Origin of the sequence: Providencia sp. PROV255, from assembly GCF_028478065.1 — a bacterium.
Taxonomy (GTDB): Bacteria; Pseudomonadota; Gammaproteobacteria; order Enterobacterales; family Enterobacteriaceae; genus Providencia; species Providencia rettgeri.
In genome coordinates this window covers 1-20,005 of sequence record NZ_JAMPMI010000026.1, presented here as the reverse complement: position 1 = coordinate 20,005, position 20,005 = coordinate 1, and the positions used below count along the sequence as shown (strand labels likewise).

Below are 20,005 nucleotides of genomic sequence, written 5' to 3'. Positions count from 1 at the left end.
GACAGAAATAACAGAAGGGGCGAAAGCCCCTCATTTTTATTGTGAAGAAGAATAGTGCCTAGTTAAAAATTCATCTAATTTAAGGAACTCTAAAGGGAAATATTCATGTGGTAAACGCTGATATATCTTATCATCAGAAACAAATAAATCGACATCATCACTATAAGCCATATGACCTATATCGTGCCCATCATTTTTCCCCGGCAACCTGCCATCTCTTATGCTATCCAGTATATATATTGCTATACATTTCATGTAATTATGTAGAATATTGCATTCCATAAAGCACTCAATTGAATTCATATACTCTGGTGTAAACTCACGATCAGGGTTGCTTTCCTGCCCAGGCGAAAATTTATGAATACCCATTGAGCTAAGAAATTGAATTGCTGCTAAATCTGTTTGAAGCCTGATATCAGATGCTGTGTAAGGATTCTCTCTAAGAAATTTTCGATTTTCTTTTGAAACTGATGGGGTTCTACCTAATGCAGTTTGAGAATCTTCCGTTTGAGAATTATCGTGATTAGTTACTACGTTTAATGAATAGGTTTCGCCACCAAGGTCAAATCTTATGTTTTGAGCTTCTGAAAAAGTTGACGTTTTCAATATTTCTTCCATCAACATTTTGGTTGCTTCTACATCATAGTCTTGTAGTGGTAGATCAAAAGCTTTAATTTGTAATGTTCTAACAGAATCCCAAATTATTGTAATTCCACGTTTTTTATGTTTTCAAGTGCGGATTTTCTTATTGCATACTCTTTATCAGAGGTCATCCCTGCAATTAACTCCATGATTCCAAGTTGTGAACAAAATAATTCAACATTTGGATTTTCTGGGATTTTTGTAAGTTGTCTGAGGATGTTGGTATCTAAATATGCTTTCATTTTTTAGCTACTCTTTATCTAATATTGTTCTGTTATTTTTTTGGAAGCTGCTTTTACGATGGTTTCGACAGCCAGACGAACTGAAAAAGGAATTTTATCGGTTGTTGAAAAATGCACCCAGTAACAAAGATGTGATGCCCAGGCATCTCCGTTTTGTCGAGGTTCGTAATCAACACTGAACTCCGTAATTTCTCGTCCGTCATAATCCCAGCTTTCGTCAGCTTCACAATAAGCAAGGTATAGCTCTTTAAGATCATCAAAGAGAGTCCCTCCTGAGATAGCCCCCCATTCCCTAACGCTGTCCCTATGAACCATGAAGTGTTGTATAGCTGCTTTTTTCGATGGGTATTCTTGTCTACCAAACTTCACTTGAACTGATCTGCCCATAATAGCCACCTAACTAATTAACCTTAATGCTTCTAAGTGTATCAATATTTAACTCGATTAGTAATTGATAGATGCCTTCGTCAGCTGTTGGAGTGGTGTGATACTGGTTCTACGGCAAGCAGCTGCGCCACGTAATCCATCAATAATTTATGCGCCACCAGCGCGATAAGGATCCGACATGAAAAACGAACTTTTGGAAGTTGTCATCGCAATGCGCGACTACATCGACGCGCTGCCGTCCGACGTGGTGGCCTCTCTGCCTGCAATGCCTGGGTTCGACCGCGATTGGGCTGATGAAGTGATTGATGCAGCGCAGCGTGTCGAAATAAGCCAAACGGTTACCGCTCCGGGTGCTGTAGCGTTCCGTGAACAGATCGTGAAATATGTCAGCGGTCTGGGTACTTCGGTTATCGCACAATCAGTGGTAGAAGCCATTCTGAGTGCCGCTGAACGTTCTGTAGCCAAGGATGCCAAAGCATGAAGGCTTTATCTATCCGCCAACCGTGGGCATGGCTGATCACCCACGGTCACAAGGACATCGAAAACCGCAGTTGGAACACCCACCAGCGCGGGCCGGTGCTCATTCACGCCAGTGCGCAACTGGCATCCAAGGCCGATATGGAAAAGGCGAAGGAAATCCTGCGCGCCAAATTCGGTCATTCCCTGATGTTACCTGAGAGAAAGTATTTTTCTTACGGTGCGATTGTCGGCGTAGCGACTATCACTGGCTGTGTCGAAGAGAGCGAATCTCCGTGGTTCTTCGGTCCGAAAGGCTTCACGCTGGTGGATGCCAAAACGCTGAAGCCTGTGTCTATCCGTGGCCGCCTGAGCTTTTTCGAGACAGGCCTTCGTCCACATGCGGTATTCAGCCTGCTCGTGCCTAATGAGCACACGGATGATACCGAAATCAAAGCAGCATGTTTGCAGGGTAAAAAAGCATGAAACTCTTTCCCATCAATTTCACCGACGAACAGGTACGGGCAATCCGCAGCGGCCAGAAGGTACAGACCCGCCAGCTGATCAAGGAAATCTGCCTCGACACGTTCCCGGAATCCCTGACCAAACGCCAGCGTGCGCTGGTGGATAAGGTTTTGCCACCCAAGTTTGGGCCGACGTTTTTCTGCCGCTTCGGACATGTAGGCGATCGGCTGTGGATCCGTGAAACCTATGGCGACTGCGGTGTGAGACTGGTCTATCGGGCTGACTTGGACGATGGTGCGGCCTATAAAGTAAAACGCTGGTTCCCGGCGCAGCAAATGACGCAGTTTGAGTCGCGGATCACGCTGGAAATTACGGGGGTACGTATTGAACGCCTTCGTGATATCAGTGATCTCGATGCCCTGAACGAAGGGTGTTCTATCACTGATATGCGCAATGGCGACTGCCTGGCCGATGTGTTTGCTCGCAAGTGGTCGTTGCACCACGGCGTAGACAGTTGGAATGCCAATCCGATGGTTTGGGTGATCGACTTTAAAATCGTGGAGAAAGCCCAATGAGCCGCCTGGTAGTGGTGACTTTGCTGGAAGACGGTGGGGAATCGCATGTTCACCTGCCTACGGGTGAGATGGACGCTGGTGGGTATACCACGTTGTGCGGCCTTGATGGCTGTCTGAGTGACACCGCAATGGAAACGAAACCCGCACCCCGTCGCGCAAAAGTTAACTGCCCCAATTGCTGGGCAATCTTCCATACCTGCCGTTCGTTCCGGGCGACCGACTTCGATCAGGCTGTAAAACAGGAGTAATACCCGATGCGGGAAAAAGACATCTTTCACGAGAACGGAAAATTCTGGGTGTTACGCGATAAAGACGCTTACAACGTGATGCAGTCCGGCGTAACTCATTCGGTGGGGGATAGCGCATATGCCCTGACTGAAGACGGTTTGAGCATTGCGATCGCGCGCTGCGACTATCTGGCGGGTCGAGCTGAATCCACTGAGCGGGGTGGTTTTGCCAAGACTCTGCATTTCTACATGACTGAGGCCTCTGCCTGGCTGCTGGAAGAGCGCCGTGAATACATCCAGCGAGTGATCGTTAAAAAGCTGGTGGTCGGTCTGGCCGACATGGCGAAGTGGTCACCTGAGTGCGCCGCAGAGCCGGATTCGGTCGAGCTGAAGCAGATGTATACCGAAGGGTTGGCCTTCTTTACTGAAAAAAACTTCATCACTAGCGAGGTAAGCTGAGTGAAAACCATTTTAATGATCATCTTGCTAGGTCAGGGTTACAGCCAGGTACCTGTCATCAAGACTATCGACTTGCCGAGCCCAGACGCTTGTATGACGGCAAAAAAAATCGTCACGGCAGATTTAAAGGAGGCTCATCTGGCTGTTGAAATTGACCGACACGCATCAGCGCTGAAAAAAAGCGATGAGTATGACTACACCATCAAAAACTACAGTATCAGCTGTATTCCGGGGATGTGATCATGGGCAAAATTGACAAATACCTGCTTCAGGAACTGAGCCTCCTTCGGGATGAAAAAGGTGAGCTCGCGCGCTGGGTTCTACAGCTTCAGGCAGATCTGGACACAGCGCGCCGTGAAAAGGCCGCAGTAGAGGCTCAGCTGTACCGAGCTACTGCACCGATGCCCGTCGCTGAGTACCAATACCGGTATGGCTCTTCCGATCGCAGTGTGTGGAGTGCTTGGCAATCCATCCGTAACGAATCGCTTTACAAACGTATGCAGACCATGCACACCGATGGTTCATACCAATTCCGTGAGCTGTATGAAAAACCAAACGCCGTCTAATTGACGTCACTGAACAGGAAATCGTAATGGCAATGACAGTAGAGCAGTTAAGAACGCGCGCTGCGGCATTTCGCCTGGAGGCGTTGCGCTGGGAAGACATGGGGTATTCCGAAAATACCAAGCGGTTGCGGGATAACGCTGATGCGCTGGAAGAACTGGCCGAGCTGAAAGAAGCCCCGCCGTTGGGTTATGCCGAGAACGGCAAAGGCTTCATCTACCCTGCTGACCGCGCCGACCGTATCCAAAACCCGGTGGCCGTGTTTGCCGCTCCACCAGCACTGACAATCCCTGTAGGGTTCATGCTGGTACCGAAAAAGCCAACTGACGAGCAGCTACGGGCGATGCTTGCGGTTCAGTCTCCGGCCACATATCGCGAATACCTGCGCCATCCGGACAACGGACCGAAGTCTGCGAAGAAGACGGAAGACGATATTGATGTAGCTACCCGTCAGTATGCTGCGGCGATGGGTGCCGCGCCGGAAGTTGATTTGCCTGAAGGGGGGTGAGGGGTGACCAAGCTACGCTACCGCGCCAAGAAATGGCGTGATCTGCAACCTGGTGATGTGGCCGTGCTCTATAGCTTTAAGGCGCCATTCCATTATGTGATCTTGGGAACCCCCCGCAAACATGCCTATGTGTACGACAATATCGTATACGACGCACGTAAAGCGGAGGATGTGGTGATTGAGCGGGAAGTCGATGCTCATCCGGATGATGATGTCTTCGTGCTGGATCCGGTGCATCACACGTCCGTTGTTTCAACCATGACCAAAGAAGACCGCTGGGCAGAAATTCATGCCGAGTACGAACAGGACAACCAGGCGGGAGATACCGACAATGAAAGTAACTGAGACCAAGGTGCTTAGCCTCGAAATCAGTGAGTTAAGCGACTTCGACCCGATCCGGGTTGTGACCGAAAACTACGGGCCGGGTCGTGGCCGCATTACGGTAACCTGTGAAGGTAAGGCATGGACCTCTGCGTGGTTCGCAATGAGCGATCGCTCCGTTGAGCAGTTTTTCTGTGACTGCGGCAACGATTACCTGATCAACTGCATGGCCGGTAGCGTGAGCAGTGAAATCGACAGTGACAATGAAGCGAACATGAAATTCATGTTCAGCGAAGTATTGCGCCTGCGCCGGGAAGGGGAGTTATCGAAAGACCAAGCCCGTGTGTGTTGGGAAGAAATTGACGGTTCTGATGACATCAAAAGCACGGTCTGCGGCTATTCTTCAGTGATCAGTGAGGTGCCATACTTCAGCACCGAGCCGTGGTACCTGCCGTGGCCGTCAGTACCGAACCCAGAATTTATCCGTCTGAACAGCATGTTTGATGTTGTTCGGGCTGCACTGCAACAACACCTGGCTTCTGCCAGCCCAAAAGAGGAAGCGGTAGCATGATAGAACGTGAACAGTTCGCCCAAGACAATGGCATGTCGATGGACTTCGTAAATTGGTTTTTCGACCACAAAAAAGACGATTGCGGCAACGTCTGGTTCATGATGGCTGCGGCGATGTGGGAGGGGTGGAAGGGATTGGCGAGCCAGGAGCCAAAGCCACTGCAAGTGACGGACGGGATGGCGCTTGATTTTCATCGCGCGCTGACTGACGGTAGTATTGGCAACGACGAACTGGAAGAAATCAAGATCGGCCTGCGTGCTGCGTTGTGCAATCAAGCCGCACCAGTAGGGGCTGGCGTACCTGACGTCAATACACTGCGGATCGCGTTTGAACGCATTGAGCAGGAAAGCGATAACGGTGCCGGGCTGAAAAAATCCGGCCTGGGCTACGCAAATAAGGCGACTCAGTCTCGCTGGGAGCAATGGTTATCGTGCCGGGCTGCTATCTTGCCAATAACGGGTGCAGCTTGTGAGTCGCTACCTTTGCAGGGTAATAGCAAACAACTTAGCCCCGAAGCATGGGAGCAGTTGGCTGATCTCGCTAATGCTCCAGCAGCCCCATCTGATGCACTCAAGCAGCTGATGAACAGGCCACGCCATTCTTAGTAAAGTGTTAGCAGACCATACCACCAGCTAGCCCGGCTTATGTCGGGCTTTTTCATCGTTGTACATACACAAAAAACACGGCGTATTTCATTTTCTGGCATACATCGTAAAGACAATGACATTACATTGTTGTATACTTAGCTCGATAATGAATAAATTGGAGGTAGTTATGGCGACCCATACTATGCTGAAAAAAGAAGCTGTTGTTACTCGCTCATCGCTAAACCTGAGAATAAAACCAGAAGACAAAATACTCATCGACCGGGCTGCGAATGCGGTGGGAAAAAATCGTACTGAGTTTGTTCTGGAAGCGGCGCGCCGTGCAGCTGAAGAAACACTGGCAGATCTGCGTGTCATAAATGTCAGCCCAGAAGTTTACCAGGAGTTTATCAACCAACTTGATGCCGCGCCTGGAAACAATGAGGCATTGAGAAAAACGATGATGTCTAAATCCCCTTGGGAGAAATGACATTGAAGCTGACAGTACCTGAACCACTCAAAACAGGCCATATACTGGAAGGTTTCTCTTCTGGTGAAGAGGCTTTAGATATCTGGCTTAAAAACCGGGCTATGAGTAATCAAAACTCCGGTGCCTCACGCACTTTCGTGACCACTTCTGATAATCAGGTGATGGGGTATTATGCCTTATCGTCCGGGGTTGTAAGTTCCAATCAAGCCGTTGGCCGATTCCGCCGTAATATGCCTACTGACATCCCTGTGATCCTGCTTGGCAGGCTGGCTGTGGATACCAGAGCCAAAGGCCTTGGAGTTGGAAGGGGACTTGTTAAAGATGCCTGCCATCGAGTCATTCAAGCCTCTGGGCTGGTGGGAATCAGAGGCGTTTTAGTTCATGCCTTAACCGATGACGCTAAACGCTTCTATGAACATATTGGTTTTGTTCCTTCGCCGCTTGACCCTATGATGTTGATGATAACGCTTGCCGATCTGCAACTCGCAATGGGTATTTATCCAAACTAACCTAGCCCGGACTTCCGGGTTTTTTCGTCACCCGCAATCTCTCCCGCATAATGAAAGCACCTTTTTCATCTGCGAGACACTTCAATGACAACTCTTAACTGGAAGCCGAGCGAAAGCCGGTGGAACCAAGGCGAACAACTCTACCTGGGCCAATTTAAGATCGCGTCAGCATACTACGATGCGACTCATACGCATGGGCAAGATTCCTATGCTACCCGTTGCAGCCTACCTGGACTTAAAGGCGACCTGGGGCACTTCCCTGATATGCCCGCAGCCAAAGATGCCGTTGAAAAGGCGGTGGCCTTCTGGTTGAAAAAAACTGGGCTGCAATTCACTGAAGTAACCAGCGCAAAGGTTAAGTCATAAATTACACATCGGCGACCACCAGGCCAGCCGCAAGACCAAATGCATAAAGACCTTTCGCTCTAACCACTTCCCCCCTAAATAATAGAACCTATGAAGAAAGGCCCCAATTAAGGGGCCTTCGGGTGCTTAGTCTTTCTTTTTGAAGATATCGGGGATATCCGGGATCTCGGGGATATCGGGGATATCGGGGTCAATGCCGCCGTCACCACCACCGTCGCCATCACCACCGTCGCCATCACCATCACCATCGCCATCGCCACTTTCTGGCAATAAACCGTCGGGGTCTGGGTCGGGAACGGTGCCGACCACATCGCCAGGGCTTTCAGGCGGGGTCGGGTCGTTTCCATCAACTACTGCTGGATCTGGAGTGCCTTTCAGTTTGCGCAGGATCATTTTAAAAACCTTACTGCCAATCTTGACGATAACTTCGACTGCCATGCCGCCCGCTATCTGAATTCCCAAGCTCTCAAGTTCCTGATCGGTCGTAGAAGGAGGCATGTAGTTTTTCGGCCAGTTCAAATTGCTTTTGGCCACTTGCAGAACTTGTTTGTACAGACTGCTCTGCTCTGCGCCGGTCGGCCCTACAGTTAGCGAGCTTTTGTAGGTGCTGACAGTGTTAGAACCTTCCGGTTCCATCACGTCGATAGAAACCAACTTCTGCGCGTCGCGCTGTGCGGCTTCTTGAATCGCGCCCGAAAGCTGGTTCAGGTTGTAGCAGAATGCAGTAAAGCACAAATTCTCGAAAGCATCGTTAAATTCCAGGCGAAGAGGGTTTGTTACATTCATTGCTAATCTCCTTCTTGTATGAGCTCTCTAGTATGAGCGAATAAACGAAACATGCCAACTCGTAGGCCTCGCCAAATAGGTAACGAACTGTTAGCCAAGTTGTTCAAAAAGTAGGTTAACCCTGCGTTAGCGAAATCATGCACTGTGCCCCGCTTGTCCGTGCATTTCTTTGTCAGCAGTGAAATACAGCGATAATAAGCACGAAAGCAGCACCACTGATATTTTCAGCCCCAGAATCAGGAGCGCGTTATGAATCAAGAACTCATAGAAAAGCTGAAACGCCTGGCAGCGGCCTGCCCCGTTAAGTCTTTTCATGCTTCATGGAGCAATAAGCCATTCCCGGAAACCAGCTATCAAATGCTGTTCAGCGGCGATGAAGGTGACGACCGCTGTCTGATTGACGATCCCGGTTTTGAGAATACAGAGTTCAACCGTCATGAACGCAGCGCGCTGGTTCAGTATCTGGGTGCTCTGGGTCCAAACGTTATCCTTCAACTCATTCAGCTGGTGGAAGAGTCCGCCATCGCTCGCTGTGACGATCTCACCGAAATGGAGCAGCTAGCGCGAGAAGCGACCAAAGGGCCGTGGCGCTATGACCCGCGTGTAACCACAATCGAATTCGGCGAGCCAGATCGGATTGACGATTATGACGCTGAAGATGCCGGTATCATCACCTGCATGGTGAGCGGGGAAATCAAAGGTGATGTCGAAGGCGTTCAGCGTAACAAAAATGGCAACTATATCGCTGCCGTACACCCGCAGGCCGTTATTGGCCTCATCCAGCGAGTGCGCAAGGCCGAGGAAGGCAAGTGACCATGAACATTCGCCGTGCATGACGCGTTATGTGAATTAAAATTTCTTTACCCATTTTTAAGGCAAAAATCATGCAAAAAGAGAACGCGGTTTCGAAATTAAAAGAAGCTATCGAGCTGGCACTCCCGATTTATCACGCAGGTGGAACAACCAGAGCCTGGGCTAGCACGGCTACCCCTATGCTGGTCGCTGACGCCTTAGCGGAATTGGAAGCAAAGGCAGAGCGTTACAACGCTATTTTAACTGAAGCGATCGACAGCCTGAAGAAAAGCGAGGCCGAAGTTGCCGAGCTGAAAAAGGCGCGCGATAACGCGGCTACGGTGCCTTTCATGTGGGGACTGATGACCGCTGACGGTGGGCCGTTCTTTGATGAGTGCTGTGTCGGTGAAGAAGCCGTCGTGCAGGAAGTGGCTACAACCTACAACAGCATGGCCGATGTTGCTGATCACATCACACCGGTGAAACTTTTCCTCGGCCAGAGTATTCCAGGTTTATGCGCGCCGAAACAAGGTCTGACACTGCTCAGCGCTGGTGCCGGTAAAATGGCGAGTCCAGTGCATCAGTTTACCGCAGAAGAGCACCAAGAGGCGCTGCCGTTTAATGCTGCCGAGTCTGATAACTCCGCTGAGGATTTGGACTATGACGTATAGCCCTGATCAGCTGGCGCAGTTGCTGACTGCTGCCCAACGTGGCGAGCAAGCGCGAACTTCAGGAAGCGATAGCGAGGTGCTTGAGGCATCCGCCGTATTGCTGGGACAGCTTGAAGAATTGGGCGGTTTGTCTGCGGTTATCATGACGCTGGTGGAGATGATCACCGCCAAAAATCCTAAGCTAAGCAAATTAGCCCTGAAGACCCGCGTGATAACATCAATGCAGATCCCAAAAGATAAAGCCGCGAACCTGACGAAAGCCGACCTGGATGCGTTATGGGTCTTACCTGAAGGTTGGTTTAAGCCTATGAGCCTGTATATCCTTCGGCCGCAATATCGTTGCGAACGACTATACGATGCGGGGGTGCTTGAAAGCAGTATGAGTGGTGAGTACCCCGATCATTACCGAGAGTACCAAGTAAAGGAAAGGTGCCGAGAAAAAACCTAACCAGATTACCCACCAGCAAAAGCCCGAGTCGTTCGGGCTTTTTTTTCGTTACCTGGCTCCCTTCCCGGATAATCAATACTCTCATCACTGACAACAGAAGAGGAAATGATGACTGTCAGTATCGCTACCCTGAACCAGGTTCTTGCTGAGTATGGCAAAAATCACGTAGCACACCAGATTGCCCGGCAGTTGCTGGATATCATCTGCGCTGAACCGGCCATGTTCAGCATTACTTGCCACGGCAAAGTCGAAGAAATCGGCGGTGATACCCAGGCATTTACCCGAGAGGAATGCGAGCGCGAGCTGAAACGCTGGTCAGAAGGCGTTGACGAAGCGATGGACGGTTATGCCGTCACCCCGCTTTACGCCATTTCTGAAGGCGTAGGGAACTCATTTGGCGCTCTGCATAAGCAATTACAAGAGGCGCTAACCAGCTGCGAAAACTGGAAGCGAAATTATGAGAGCTCTCAGGCGCAGGTTAGCCAACTTTTGCAGGGTGGCAGCGAAAAGGAAAACGCTCTGGCCGAACGGATCAAAGAACTGGACCGCCGGGAAAAAGAGGTTGAGCTTCAGGAGAAATCCCTCTATCACGAGCGGGAACTCATCCGCAATGAACGTAAAATTCACGAAACCACAATTCGTGACCTTCAAAATCAACTCGCAAAACAAGGTGGTGAAAATGCTGGAAATTAAACCGGGGCAGATCTGGGAAGAAGTTGACCCTCGATATACTCCGTTACGCCGCATTGAGGTGCTGGAGGTTGTATCAGTCTCCGGGCCTAAGGGGATCCGCATCAAAAGCCCTAGCGGCCGGACAGTTTGGGCAAGTGCCGAACGCTTCAACGGTAAGCGCGGTGGCTATCGTCTGGCTGCGGAGCAGCCTGGCAGTGAACTTCGATAGGGGGCAAAAGAGCATGTCATCGAACGACCTTAAAAAAGAAAAGCGTATCTGGTTCGGCGTTATGGTGATCTGTGCAGTTTTCACAGTGCTGGAAACGGTCAGTGCAGTGCTTCACGACCGATCGGTACAGGATTACATCCTATGCGGTGTACCTGCTGGCGTCCTTTGTTTTTCGACCTATAAAGGACTGATGAAATTCGCCGTGGTCAGGCAGTATCAAGGCATCGTTTTGCTTACTGCGGTACTCGCGAGCTTGCCTATCGTTTTTATCTATTCCTATTTAGGGGAGCCCGTATCTTACGCCAACCGTTCCTACTACCCATTGATCATCTTTATCGCTGGGTTTGTCATGTGTGGCATATCAGCGCTCTATGTCAGTACCGGTAAGTCGATTCTCAATCCGGAATCGAACTAACCAGTCCACCAGCCCGATCGCTATGGTCGGGCTGGCTCAATCAATACGGCTTTCCTGAAGCCAAAATTAACAGAGGTTATCATGAAGAAAATGCGCCTGGACGATGAAAAGATTTTTTGGGCAGCAACCGGTTTATATTTTTTGGTTTTCATGTCGGTTGATGTCGTCGTTGCTTTGATGGAGCACAGGCTGCGCATGTCGTACATGGCGTATGGCGCTGGGGCTGGTGTGGTTTTGTTCACCGTAATTTGGGGGGGTATGAAGGTTGAAGCCATCAATAAACGGCTCAATTTCAATATGCTTATTTTTTACATGTTCTTGTGCATGGTTGGAGCGATCGGGTCTTTGACAGGGACAGGGGAAATTATGTCTACCCTATTAACCGAATTTTTCATTGCCGGGCTCGTAGCCAGCATTTGCGGGTTTATCTATGTTTCGCTCGGAAAATCCGTTCTCTTCCCAAAAGACAACATCAACGACAAGGAGTGCCTCAATTGACCAACCAAGTTATCGCCCCCAAATTCGGGCCAGGTGTATTGCCCGGTAAAAGCCAACAGTGTCTCCAATACACACTGGATGAGATCGCTACACTTCGCCGGGTCGCGGAAGCGGCAACGCAAAAAAACTGGAAGTGGTTCACGAGCAATAGTAACGCAAGGCTGAGCTGCGTAGAATCCGGCAAGGACGGCGATATCATTTCGGCCTTCCGAGCCCCTGATGGCGTGCCGTGTGTCAGCGTAAGCCAGGAAGACATGGCCTTCATTGAAACCTTTAACCCGGCCATGATCCAACGGATGTTGAATAGTCTGGAGGCGAAGGTGTTGCCTGCTCACCTCTATGGTAAAGACGCCACGCGTGCGGACCTGTTAGCCAACAGTGAATTGATAGACTACTGCGGTGTGCGTATCCCAGATTACGGTGTAGGCATGGACAGCCAAATTCTGGCTGCGCGTGGGGACGAACTGAAGGTGCTACATCCTGATCTGGCTGGCTGGAGCGCAACGCTTATTGCTGAGGCTGAGATGTACCAGGCGAAACACGCACAGGAAAGTCAGTGGGTCGCATCGTTGAGCCTGCCTGACTTTATCGTCTATCTGGCTGGGTTCACGCCCCGCTAAAACCACCAGCAAAATTAAAGGGGCTCTACGCCCCTTTTTTACCTAATTCAACACGCTGCTTTATCTCAACGGTTTGGTTAAGTCACGCATATGTAGCACCCGGAAGCATTATTTCAAGGATAACCCCAGGTCCGAAGGACAAGCCCAAGGCCGCTCCGATCGCAACAGCGAAAGTCATCAATGACTGGCGAATGACAGCAGCAGCCGTCCCTACGAGAGCAATCAATCCCACAAGAATACGGCCTAAAGACCCCTGCATATATGTGTAAATAACTTCCCATACCGAATCCCATCCTGCACCGTAGTAAACATCATCAAAACCATCCTCAGCATATGCAGTGGTCACGCCCAGCGCCAGAACGGCAGTGGCGGCCATAACTGATTTAATTTTGCTGGTAGTGAGTATTCTCATCGTGTACATCCTTAAATAAATTCATTGAAAGCTTGTGTGATCACCTGATCACCTTGCAGTATCAAGCAGTGAGCATTGAAAATATACCGAGCTTAGCCCGTCGAGGCAGCAAAATAGCTCCCCCTTAAGCCACGCAGTTTCGCAAGAAAAAGTGACTTTCGTCCGTGACCAGAAGAAATCAAAAATTTTAACGAGAATACCCTTCGTCAGCTGAAAGGGCGGGGTGATACTGAAATTCCAAAGCAACACGACAACGAAAACCACTGAGGACCTGTATATGCTGAAAAAACTGCTCGTTGGCTCTATCTTTATGCTGGCTGCAACCACCGCAGCTGCGTATGACGGTGTGATCCGTTTTGTGGGTGAAATCGTCGAACCGGCGCACCTGATAACCGCTAAAGGTAAACCTGTCGCAAACGTAGCCGATCGGCTGCAAAGCGTCGAAGAAGAAACGACCTACTCCAAAGTGGACAAAACGCAGGTTGTAGGCAAAACCATCATCTACACCTGGCGCTGATAATCTCAGCGGAAAACTCTTTTAAAGGCTCGACATTGTCGGGCTTTTTTTCGTCATAGGTATGACTCAGCTGATAATGAAGGTTCATTCCACCCATAGGGGGTAACAGTGGCAAGCGAAGAAATCCGAGAGGTTACACGCATTGGGCGCGCCGATGGTCAATGGGGTTGCAAATGCCCACATTGTGGCCGCGCTATGTTCTTTTCTGAAGACACCATCGAAGAAGTGAGGGGGAGTCAGTACCAGCATACGGCGCGCCTGTCCTTCATCTCTGAGCAACGTTGCAACGGCTGGCTGGAAGTATCAAGCACGGCCAAATATTCACGCATCATGTTTGACCAAGGGGAAGAGTAATGCTTTCAGTTGAACGTATGGACGAGATCGCTCGCCTAGCTATTCACCTCAATCACATCAAAGGCTGTGCTGCGGTTACCAGTAGCGGCGAAACCGTCATGCACCATACGCTGGTGGAGCAGATCACAACCGCGTTGCACGACCTTACTGCACAATTGCAGGCTACGGCTTTAAACAGCACGGGGCAAATTAACGAACGCCAAGCCTTTAACGCCATGCTGGCTTCTGACTACTCTGCCGACAAAAGCGGTGCGGTCACTGAAGCTGACGAGAAGGCTTTTATCTCTGGGCTATGGCGTGTATGGCAGGCGCGCGCCGAGCTTGCACGCCCAGCGATCCCATTGTTCGCTGTGCCGGAAGGCTTCATGCTTGCGCCTAAACGCCAAACTGAAGAGATGGCGTTTGCCGTAATGGCAGGGGTTCACCCGGACGATTACGCAGCCATGATGGCGCAGGCTCCGCGCATTAACGTGGAGTGTGAGCACGTTGGGTATGTCACGAAAGACCGTCGGCACATGATCTTCAAAGACAGCCCGAATATGCTGCCCGATGATATCTCCACCCTGGATAAGCTGGTGGTATTGAAAGCAGCGGTGCCCGCGCCTCAATACAAGGCCATGCCGCGTGAAATGACCGATGAGATCGGTGAGGCGATCGCAAAAGAAGCCCGTTGCTGCGGCGGTATAGCCTTATCCATCTACGAAGCGGCTCTGGATGCGGAACCAGAAGGAAAGCCCGATGAAAAATGAAGTGATGGGGGAAGAGCAACTGATCGATATCTGCAAATACGAACCTGAAAATTCGTTGCTGCGTATCATCGCCGAAGAGCTCCTGGCTCGCCGTCAAGAGGACAAGCAGACGTCCCCAGAAAGTGTCGTGTTGCTGTGGGACCGTATCGGTGAGATGGATAAATCACAGGTTATGGATGTGCTGAGCACAGTTTGCCGCAAATACACCAAACTACATGGCCGGTATTGTGATGCTGTTCAGCGCGCTGGCGAACTGTCCGTTAAGCTGGTGGCTATACAGGGGAAACGCGATGAGTGAAGCCAGCGATAAGGCCGATCTACACCGGCAGCTAATCCGCCTGGGTGATATGATGGGCGACGGCCTCCATCACGAGCCGGGCGGTAAATGGATCAGCAAGGAGTATCGCCGCGTAGCCAAAGCGTTAGGGTACGACATCCCAGCGGTAAAGCGGCAATCTGACCCGGCGCGAGAACAACGAACTGAGGCCATCAACCAACGAATGCAAGAGCGTGTTCGTGATGTGCCCTGCCCGAAGTGTGGCGGGGTACTGAAGCAGGTTCGTTCCGGCTCTATGAAAGCTAACTGCGAACCTTGCGGCAATCGGTATACGTTGCTCACCGTCCAGAGAAAAAAATCGCGTTAACTTTCCAGGTCGCTCACAATGAGCGACCTTGTCTCCTTTTTTCGTCACCGCCGCATCCCCCCTATAATTAGGGTATCCACCCCTTTGAAATGGTATCAAGATGCTTTTTTCCTTTTTTACAGATGGCGTATCAGGGTTCATTTTCATGTGGTTAGTAGCCATCTTGTTCATCATCTGGACCTGTATATAAGGAACTGCTATGCCTGAAGCTATCAAACAAGGTGCCGGAACCATAACGACCAGGGATCTGTACTTTCGCTATACCGCCTATAACGGACGTCGTCATACAGTCAAAGTGACCGCATTCAACTTTGACGGTGGCGCATACGTTCAGGATTTCCCCAGTGTGGCGATCCCCGCAGGGAAGATAAGAGTGCTCCGATGTACTTGTGGTGCCAATAACTGGACTGACGACGGCCGCTACATCAATGATTACTGCTGCGGTTCCTGTGGGGCATACGTGACGATTTGCGTTGAGAAATGAGGCATTTTCAGAGCGCTACATTGTTTTTGAAAATATAGACCGCAATAGGGTTGTAGAGCCTTCGTCAGCTGATCGGGTAGGGCGAAACTAATTGCACAAGGTAAGAAAACTAACACGCAATTAGGAGTCATCATGAAAGCTCAAGCTGTTCGCAACCGTTCATTTGATGCCATTAAAGCCCGCGCAGCAAGCGTCATCAATGCAGTAATCATGCATGAGGCCACCAGCGCTGTTCTCTTCGCTCTGATGGTGTTCGGCCTGGTGTATTGCGGCGTCCTGTTCGGTGTTCAGCCACTGAAGTAACTCAATCCCAAGGGGTCGGGGTAACGCCTAGTCCATTACCGTCAGCGTAGAGCACTGACGGTGTTTAGCTCCCGGCTAGGGGGCTTTTTTTTTGCCTTCGATTCCACTCAAAGCGGCTACCATGATAATCACCCTGAGGGTAATACCCTTAACCCTGAGGGTGATTTGGGGTGAGGGTAAGGGTTGCGCAAAAATCGAACATATGATTTCATTTGCCAACTATCCTTTTCAAAATGACAGGCGCGATGACAGACTCCACGTTTAAAAAAGCTCTCGCCGCTCTGGAAGAAAGGGGGCTTACTCTGACCGAAAGCACTAACAGGATATTCCTCATCCTTCCTGGATATGGCCGCGTGAATGTAGCTGTGCGTAATTCCAGAGGAGAACCAGATACAGCCACTCTAACCGTGAGGGCTGATGGTAGTGTTAGCTGCCGTCTGTCTCATGAGCCGAGGGATACAACGCCGACACGCCGGGAATGGTGATCGTACTTCGTTAACCGGTTACAGCGGGACATAATGAAGTCTCTACTTACAGGAGGCCATCATGCAAAGCGAAGCATTTAAAGAACATGTCCGCAACTCCATCGACCCAAGCGCCACTATCCAGGCGAACTGTCATCATCGCGTCACTTTCAAGTGCTGCACCCAAAGCGACGTCATACATCAGGTTAATGCCAGCCTGGTTCGATCCGCCTTGGGTGTAGGGGAAGGTGACCCGTTACCCGTGAAAGCCAGCCCAATGGCCGCTAAACGAAACCCCAAATAAGCCTTACTGTATTCTTAAAAATTGAGAGTTCTGGCCTGTTCAGAGCTCTTTTTTTATTCAAAAAAAAGATGTTTTTTGTCCGATTTCCTTCGTCAGATCTGCGGGTGTGAGATAATTATCTTAGTTAAAAACAAACACATTTACAGATTTGGAGGGCACAAAAATGGCAATCAGCATCAAAAACCTGTTCGGTCGTAATCGTAAAGCAAAAGCACATTCAACCAGTTTTGTGTCTGATATCCAGGTCGATTTTGAAGAAGAGCAACCAGAGTTCTTCACTCAGGAAGAGCTTGAAGAGATGGAGTACGAGCGCCAGGGTATTCGCTTCACCGAAGAGGAAGATCTCAGCGCTATCGCTCACCTGGCCGTTACGCACTACTACTACGACGACGAGGAAGAAGACTTCGTCGAAGAAGACATCGAGACCGCGCCGTTGCGCCGCTATGGTTGCAGCAATGAAGTCCAAAAGATGAATGACACCATGTTCCAGATGGTTTATGACCATACGATTGGTGGTCAACTGTCCGCTGGTGGTGTTTTCGGATACGGCTCAATGTAATAACTGGTTATGCAATGCATCAAAGGGGAACTCAGGCTCTCCTTTTTATTTTCCTTTGAATCTTTTTCCTGCCAAGCCGCCTTTTCGGGCATGTTCCCCAAGAATTGATGAGCGCCCCCGGCGCGATCTGGGCTGGTCACATAAACCAGCCTTGTGGGAAGGATGCCACAGCACCCTGGGTGAGCTCTCAGCGAACCCACACTGTTCGCCCGGATAAAATAGGGACTATTATCAGGCGACCCACAAAGCCCGAGGAATGGGCTCGGAATGACATAGGGGAGGGGTTTTAACACCCCATCCCTATGTTAGTTCGATGATCTCCCCAAGGTACTTTTGGGGGGTTGAGGGATAACGGAGCCGCGACCGCCACCAAACATGCCACCTGCAAGGAAAAGGCCAGCAATTCGATGGCCTTTTTTCTTTGTCAGTCAATTGAACTGAGTAATTATACTTATCTCAAATGGCAGCGGTGAATCCCGCTAAGCGCAGGGGCCTGTATTGCAGCTTTACTCCTCCGAATTGGCGAGTTGACTTGATACGGTCAACTCACTGGGATGCACCCAGCACCGCTGTCATTTGACCCCCAACGTTCAAATCTTCTTCCTACAACTTGGAGAAAACATGTCTCTGACATCTCGCGCTAAAGCAGAATTGAAAGATGCCGCTAGTTGAGCCAGATGTTTCTGTGTGTTTTTCCTACCTAACGAGGTCAAGATGTCTAATTACTTCAGCTTTTTCGCATACCTTCCTGAATCAATAGCCATTTTGATGGTTGGATTTATGGTGATTACAATGATCGGCATATCTTCATCATGGTTGGCAATGAATAAGGTTAGAAGTAGCCAAGAACGCACCCTATGGCAAGCGACGAGCCTACCCTCTATTGCCCTACGGAAAGCGCATATCGTAGTACGCAATCTGTTTATTGCATACGCAATTATTTTTCCATTCTACCGAGAACTCCCGAACCTATGGACGGTCATAGCTTGCCTCGGTGTGGTCCTGACGCTGAGTTTGTATGCCTGCATTCGATTTAAATACGCCCAATACGTCGAGACTATTCCAAGGAAAGAATTAACAGAAAAGCAGAAACAAAATCACAGTAAGTATGTGTCATCTGAAGAGCGACAGTTTAACGCCATAGTAAAGTGCATTGATTTGATAGATTTGAAAAAACCATAACCTTTTCTTAGTGTTAAAAGAATCCAAAGGGCCAGCTTTTGCTGGCTTTTTTATAGAAAATTTCCGACCGAAAACGAGCCCGTTTTGAGGGGCTTTTCCCTGTAAATAGATATACCTGCTTTTTTATAATTTCCTTGGTGCCATTCCGTGCATGAAAGGCAATTACGCCGTTTTACGTTAACCCAGTGGAGTAAGTACATGTCGATCAGTTCTTGGTTGAAAGAGAACAGTAAAAGCAGTTTGGCCAGCAAAGGTCGTTCCAATGCGGGCAAGTCTCTGGCATCAATGCCTGAGAACAAAGTTTTGGTAAAACGACTGAACAAAGTCATGCTATCGCTAATGGTTGCAGGCGTTTTCACTGGGACCTCGTTTGCGGAGTCACCAGCCATTAACATCGGCGAAAACAACAAGGTGGTGGAAGGTAAAAAAGGTGTCGTAGTCGGTAATAACAACGATTCTCAGCATGACGCTTCGATCGTCATCGGTGACGAAAACATTACCCAGCTCTATGGTACTTCCACTGACAAGTCACGTCTGATCATCGGGAACGGTAACAAGGCTAATTCCGGGGCCATCATCCTGGGCAATAAAGCGACCGCTGGCGAAGAGGCCATTGTGATCGGTGGTGAATCCAGTAAGACGTTAGGTGTGGCGATCGGCACTGGTTCTAAAGGTGGTTTTAACGGTGTTGCATTAGGTCAGGGCTCGAATAGCGAAAATTCCAACTATGGTGTGGCGATCGGTGCTCAGTCGAAAACAATCAGCTCCGGACGTTCGGGGCAGGGCTCTGTGGCGCTTGGTTCCGTTGCGTCGGCGGGTAATGGCGGTATCGCGGTTGGCTATGGTGCTAACGCTGATAAAGGTGGAGTGGCGATCGGTATAACTGCGCGCTCAACTTACGAAGATTCCGTTGCGATCGGCAATGGTAGCGTCACGAACCGTAAAAATTCGGTCTCCGTTGGTGACGCAGGGAATGAACGCCAAATCACTTCCGTGGCAGCGGGTACCAGCGGAACTGACGCCGTAAACAAAAACCAACTGGATGCTGTCGATAAGAAGGCTAAAGAGGCACTCTACGCGGCTAATAACGCCCAGGACACCGCAAACTATGCTGCGGATGTGGCCGAAGAAGCCAGTGCAAAGGCCGATAACGCAGCCAAAAAAGCCGGTGAAGCGGAGGCAGTAGCAAAGGCTGCTGACAACAAGGCTGATCAGGCTCAGTCATCTGCAAATGAGGCAAACACAAAAGCCGACAACGCAATCACCTCAGCGGCTGAAGCCACCGCCAACGCATTGAAGGCTCAAGAGGCCGCTGGAAAAGCACAGGCATCGGCCAATGATGCAGGCAATAAGGCTGATACTGCTCAATCCAGCGCTGATAAGGCTCAGGCTTCGGCCAACGATGCGAGCAACAAGGCCGATGCAGCGCAATCCACAGCCAACGATGCCAGTGGTAAAGCCGATCAGGCACAGGCTTCAGCAGACGACGCCCAGGCATCGGCTAAGGACGCTGCTAGTAAGGCTGATGCGGCTCAG

At 50.0% G+C, this 20,005-nt stretch carries 36 protein-coding genes and 1 pseudogene; 31 read left to right on the top strand and 6 right to left on the bottom strand.

All coding sequences use genetic code 11. The annotated features are described in order from the left end of the window. Positions 1-36: 36 nt before the first annotated feature. The 3 genes from PR725_RS20275 to PR725_RS20265 form a co-directional block, all read right to left on the bottom strand. A complete protein-coding gene (locus tag PR725_RS20275) occupies positions 37-624 on the bottom strand; it encodes a hypothetical protein (RefSeq protein ID WP_272570263.1) in 588 nt (195 codons plus the stop codon). A gap of 77 nt (positions 625-701) precedes the next feature. Beyond that, the gene (locus PR725_RS20270; protein WP_272570261.1) at positions 702-884 is read right to left on the bottom strand and encodes a hypothetical protein; all 183 of its coding nucleotides are present in this window, start codon (positions 882-884) and stop codon (positions 702-704) included. A gap of 18 nt (positions 885-902) precedes the next feature. After that, complete coding sequence (locus PR725_RS20265; protein ID WP_272570259.1) at positions 903-1,271, bottom strand: hypothetical protein; 369 nt, start codon at positions 1,269-1,271, stop codon at positions 903-905. Between the two features lie 178 nt (positions 1,272-1,449). On the opposite strand from PR725_RS20265, the gene PR725_RS20260 reads away from it, so the two are divergent. The 14 genes from PR725_RS20260 (at position 1,450) to PR725_RS20195 (ending at position 7,366) form a co-directional block, all read left to right on the top strand. Then, a complete protein-coding gene (locus tag PR725_RS20260; protein WP_272570257.1) occupies positions 1,450-1,752 on the top strand; it encodes a hypothetical protein in 303 nt (100 codons plus the stop codon). Next, positions 1,749-2,213 carry an ASCH domain-containing protein gene (locus PR725_RS20255; RefSeq protein ID WP_272570254.1) on the top strand — a complete coding sequence of 155 codons (465 nt, stop codon included), beginning with the start codon at positions 1,749-1,751 and terminating at the stop codon, positions 2,211-2,213. Before PR725_RS20260 ends, PR725_RS20255 begins: the two co-directional genes overlap by 4 nt. Further along, on the top strand, positions 2,210-2,767 hold the full coding sequence (locus PR725_RS20250; RefSeq protein WP_272570252.1) for a morphogenetic protein: 558 nt from the start codon (positions 2,210-2,212) through the stop codon (positions 2,765-2,767). Before PR725_RS20255 ends, PR725_RS20250 begins: the two co-directional genes overlap by 4 nt. Further along, complete coding sequence (locus PR725_RS20245) at positions 2,764-3,015, top strand: hypothetical protein (RefSeq protein ID WP_272570250.1); 252 nt, start codon at positions 2,764-2,766, stop codon at positions 3,013-3,015. Before PR725_RS20250 ends, PR725_RS20245 begins: the two co-directional genes overlap by 4 nt. 6 nt (positions 3,016-3,021) lie before the next feature. After that, entirely contained in the window at positions 3,022-3,453 is a 432-nt protein-coding gene (locus tag PR725_RS20240; RefSeq protein WP_094962626.1) for a hypothetical protein, read from the top strand. A 15-nt stretch (positions 3,454-3,468) separates the two neighbouring features. Further along, the gene (locus PR725_RS20235; RefSeq protein WP_141240703.1) at positions 3,469-3,693 is read left to right on the top strand and encodes a hypothetical protein; all 225 of its coding nucleotides are present in this window, start codon (positions 3,469-3,471) and stop codon (positions 3,691-3,693) included. Between the two features lie 2 nt (positions 3,694-3,695). Further along, positions 3,696-4,019, top strand: coding sequence for a hypothetical protein (locus tag PR725_RS20230; RefSeq protein WP_094962628.1), 324 nt, complete (start codon positions 3,696-3,698; stop codon positions 4,017-4,019). Between the two features lie 26 nt (positions 4,020-4,045). Next, complete coding sequence (locus PR725_RS20225) at positions 4,046-4,525, top strand: hypothetical protein (RefSeq protein ID WP_272570247.1); 480 nt, start codon at positions 4,046-4,048, stop codon at positions 4,523-4,525. A 3-nt stretch (positions 4,526-4,528) separates the two neighbouring features. Continuing rightward, on the top strand, positions 4,529-4,870 hold the full coding sequence (locus tag PR725_RS20220; protein ID WP_272570245.1) for a hypothetical protein: 342 nt from the start codon (positions 4,529-4,531) through the stop codon (positions 4,868-4,870). Next, positions 4,857-5,417, top strand: a complete 561-nt coding sequence (locus PR725_RS20215) for a hypothetical protein (protein ID WP_272570244.1) — start codon at positions 4,857-4,859, stop codon at positions 5,415-5,417. Before PR725_RS20220 ends, PR725_RS20215 begins: the two co-directional genes overlap by 14 nt. Then, positions 5,414-6,022 (top strand): hypothetical protein, encoded by a 609-nt coding sequence (locus tag PR725_RS20210; protein ID WP_272570242.1) that lies wholly within the window; start codon positions 5,414-5,416, stop codon positions 6,020-6,022. Before PR725_RS20215 ends, PR725_RS20210 begins: the two co-directional genes overlap by 4 nt. A 169-nt stretch (positions 6,023-6,191) precedes the next feature. Beyond that, a complete protein-coding gene (locus tag PR725_RS20205) occupies positions 6,192-6,491 on the top strand; it encodes a type II toxin-antitoxin system TacA family antitoxin (protein WP_272570240.1) in 300 nt (99 codons plus the stop codon). 2 nt (positions 6,492-6,493) lie between these two features. Then, positions 6,494-7,000 carry a GNAT family N-acetyltransferase gene (locus PR725_RS20200; protein ID WP_442959444.1) on the top strand — a complete coding sequence of 169 codons (507 nt, stop codon included), beginning with the start codon at positions 6,494-6,496 and terminating at the stop codon, positions 6,998-7,000. Between the two features lie 84 nt (positions 7,001-7,084). Further along, positions 7,085-7,366: a hypothetical protein gene (locus tag PR725_RS20195; protein WP_272570237.1), complete on the top strand. Its 282-nt coding sequence runs from the start codon at positions 7,085-7,087 to the stop codon at positions 7,364-7,366. 126 nt (positions 7,367-7,492) lie between these two features. Here PR725_RS20195 and PR725_RS20190 read toward each other — a convergent pair whose 3' ends face one another. After that, on the bottom strand, positions 7,493-8,152 hold the full coding sequence (locus tag PR725_RS20190) for a hypothetical protein (protein ID WP_272570235.1): 660 nt from the start codon (positions 8,150-8,152) through the stop codon (positions 7,493-7,495). A gap of 249 nt (positions 8,153-8,401) precedes the next feature. On the opposite strand from PR725_RS20190, the gene PR725_RS20185 reads away from it, so the two are divergent. The 7 genes from PR725_RS20185 to PR725_RS20155 all read left to right on the top strand — a co-directional run bounded on the left by PR725_RS20185 (position 8,402) and on the right by PR725_RS20155 (position 12,497). After that, a complete protein-coding gene (locus PR725_RS20185) occupies positions 8,402-8,965 on the top strand; it encodes a hypothetical protein (RefSeq protein WP_272570232.1) in 564 nt (187 codons plus the stop codon). A 71-nt stretch (positions 8,966-9,036) separates the two neighbouring features. Next, positions 9,037-9,615, top strand: coding sequence for a hypothetical protein (locus PR725_RS20180; RefSeq protein ID WP_094962637.1), 579 nt, complete (start codon positions 9,037-9,039; stop codon positions 9,613-9,615). Beyond that, a complete protein-coding gene (locus tag PR725_RS20175; protein ID WP_272570230.1) occupies positions 9,605-10,063 on the top strand; it encodes a hypothetical protein in 459 nt (152 codons plus the stop codon). The genes PR725_RS20180 and PR725_RS20175 overlap by 11 nt, the downstream gene beginning before the upstream one ends. Positions 10,064-10,168: 105 nt before the next feature. Beyond that, a complete protein-coding gene (locus PR725_RS20170; RefSeq protein ID WP_136135458.1) occupies positions 10,169-10,756 on the top strand; it encodes a hypothetical protein in 588 nt (195 codons plus the stop codon). 161 nt (positions 10,757-10,917) lie between these two features. Then, the gene (locus PR725_RS20165) at positions 10,918-11,379 is read left to right on the top strand and encodes a hypothetical protein (protein ID WP_180359562.1); all 462 of its coding nucleotides are present in this window, start codon (positions 10,918-10,920) and stop codon (positions 11,377-11,379) included. Positions 11,380-11,460: 81 nt separating this feature from the next. Further along, positions 11,461-11,877, top strand: coding sequence for a hypothetical protein (locus tag PR725_RS20160; RefSeq protein WP_094962642.1), 417 nt, complete (start codon positions 11,461-11,463; stop codon positions 11,875-11,877). Then, positions 11,874-12,497: a hypothetical protein gene (locus PR725_RS20155; protein WP_094962643.1), complete on the top strand. Its 624-nt coding sequence runs from the start codon at positions 11,874-11,876 to the stop codon at positions 12,495-12,497. The genes PR725_RS20160 and PR725_RS20155 overlap by 4 nt, the downstream gene beginning before the upstream one ends. An 82-nt stretch (positions 12,498-12,579) precedes the next feature. Here the strand turns inward: PR725_RS20155 and traA are convergent, their stop codons facing one another. Continuing rightward, complete coding sequence (gene traA, locus PR725_RS20150) at positions 12,580-12,909, bottom strand: TraA family conjugative transfer protein (RefSeq protein ID WP_094962644.1); 330 nt, start codon at positions 12,907-12,909, stop codon at positions 12,580-12,582. A gap of 277 nt (positions 12,910-13,186) precedes the next feature. Between traA and PR725_RS20145 the strand changes: the two genes are divergently transcribed. The 5 genes from PR725_RS20145 to PR725_RS20125 all read left to right on the top strand — a co-directional run bounded on the left by PR725_RS20145 (position 13,187) and on the right by PR725_RS20125 (position 15,173). After that, a complete protein-coding gene (locus tag PR725_RS20145; protein WP_094962645.1) occupies positions 13,187-13,426 on the top strand; it encodes a hypothetical protein in 240 nt (79 codons plus the stop codon). 108 nt (positions 13,427-13,534) lie between these two features. Continuing rightward, positions 13,535-13,780: a hypothetical protein gene (locus tag PR725_RS20140; protein WP_094962646.1), complete on the top strand. Its 246-nt coding sequence runs from the start codon at positions 13,535-13,537 to the stop codon at positions 13,778-13,780. Beyond that, positions 13,780-14,529, top strand: a complete 750-nt coding sequence (locus tag PR725_RS20135; protein WP_094962647.1) for a hypothetical protein — start codon at positions 13,780-13,782, stop codon at positions 14,527-14,529. The genes PR725_RS20140 and PR725_RS20135 overlap by 1 nt, the downstream gene beginning before the upstream one ends. Further along, positions 14,519-14,827: a hypothetical protein gene (locus PR725_RS20130; RefSeq protein WP_094962648.1), complete on the top strand. Its 309-nt coding sequence runs from the start codon at positions 14,519-14,521 to the stop codon at positions 14,825-14,827. Before PR725_RS20135 ends, PR725_RS20130 begins: the two co-directional genes overlap by 11 nt. After that, on the top strand, positions 14,820-15,173 hold the full coding sequence (locus PR725_RS20125; protein ID WP_094962649.1) for a hypothetical protein: 354 nt from the start codon (positions 14,820-14,822) through the stop codon (positions 15,171-15,173). The genes PR725_RS20130 and PR725_RS20125 overlap by 8 nt, the downstream gene beginning before the upstream one ends. A 151-nt stretch (positions 15,174-15,324) precedes the next feature. On the opposite strand, the gene PR725_RS20120 is transcribed toward PR725_RS20125, so the two are convergent. Next, positions 15,325-15,459, bottom strand: a complete 135-nt coding sequence (locus PR725_RS20120; protein WP_255468643.1) for a hypothetical protein — start codon at positions 15,457-15,459, stop codon at positions 15,325-15,327. A gap of 330 nt (positions 15,460-15,789) precedes the next feature. Here PR725_RS20120 and PR725_RS20115 point away from each other — a divergent pair, with 330 nt between their 5' ends. The 5 genes and pseudogenes from PR725_RS20115 to PR725_RS20095 form a co-directional block, all read left to right on the top strand. Next, the gene (locus PR725_RS20115) at positions 15,790-15,960 is read left to right on the top strand and encodes a hypothetical protein (protein WP_163768363.1); all 171 of its coding nucleotides are present in this window, start codon (positions 15,790-15,792) and stop codon (positions 15,958-15,960) included. Positions 15,961-16,506: 546 nt separating this feature from the next. After that, a complete protein-coding gene (locus tag PR725_RS20110) occupies positions 16,507-16,728 on the top strand; it encodes a hypothetical protein (protein WP_094962650.1) in 222 nt (73 codons plus the stop codon). Positions 16,729-16,891: 163 nt separating this feature from the next. Then, positions 16,892-17,287 carry a hypothetical protein gene (locus tag PR725_RS20105; protein WP_094962651.1) on the top strand — a complete coding sequence of 132 codons (396 nt, stop codon included), beginning with the start codon at positions 16,892-16,894 and terminating at the stop codon, positions 17,285-17,287. A gap of 714 nt (positions 17,288-18,001) precedes the next feature. Further along, positions 18,002-18,469 (top strand): hypothetical protein, encoded by a 468-nt coding sequence (locus PR725_RS20100; protein ID WP_131680429.1) that lies wholly within the window; start codon positions 18,002-18,004, stop codon positions 18,467-18,469. Positions 18,470-18,667: 198 nt separating this feature from the next. Beyond that, positions 18,668-20,005, top strand: a pseudogene (locus PR725_RS20095) (hypothetical protein); the annotation flags it as partial.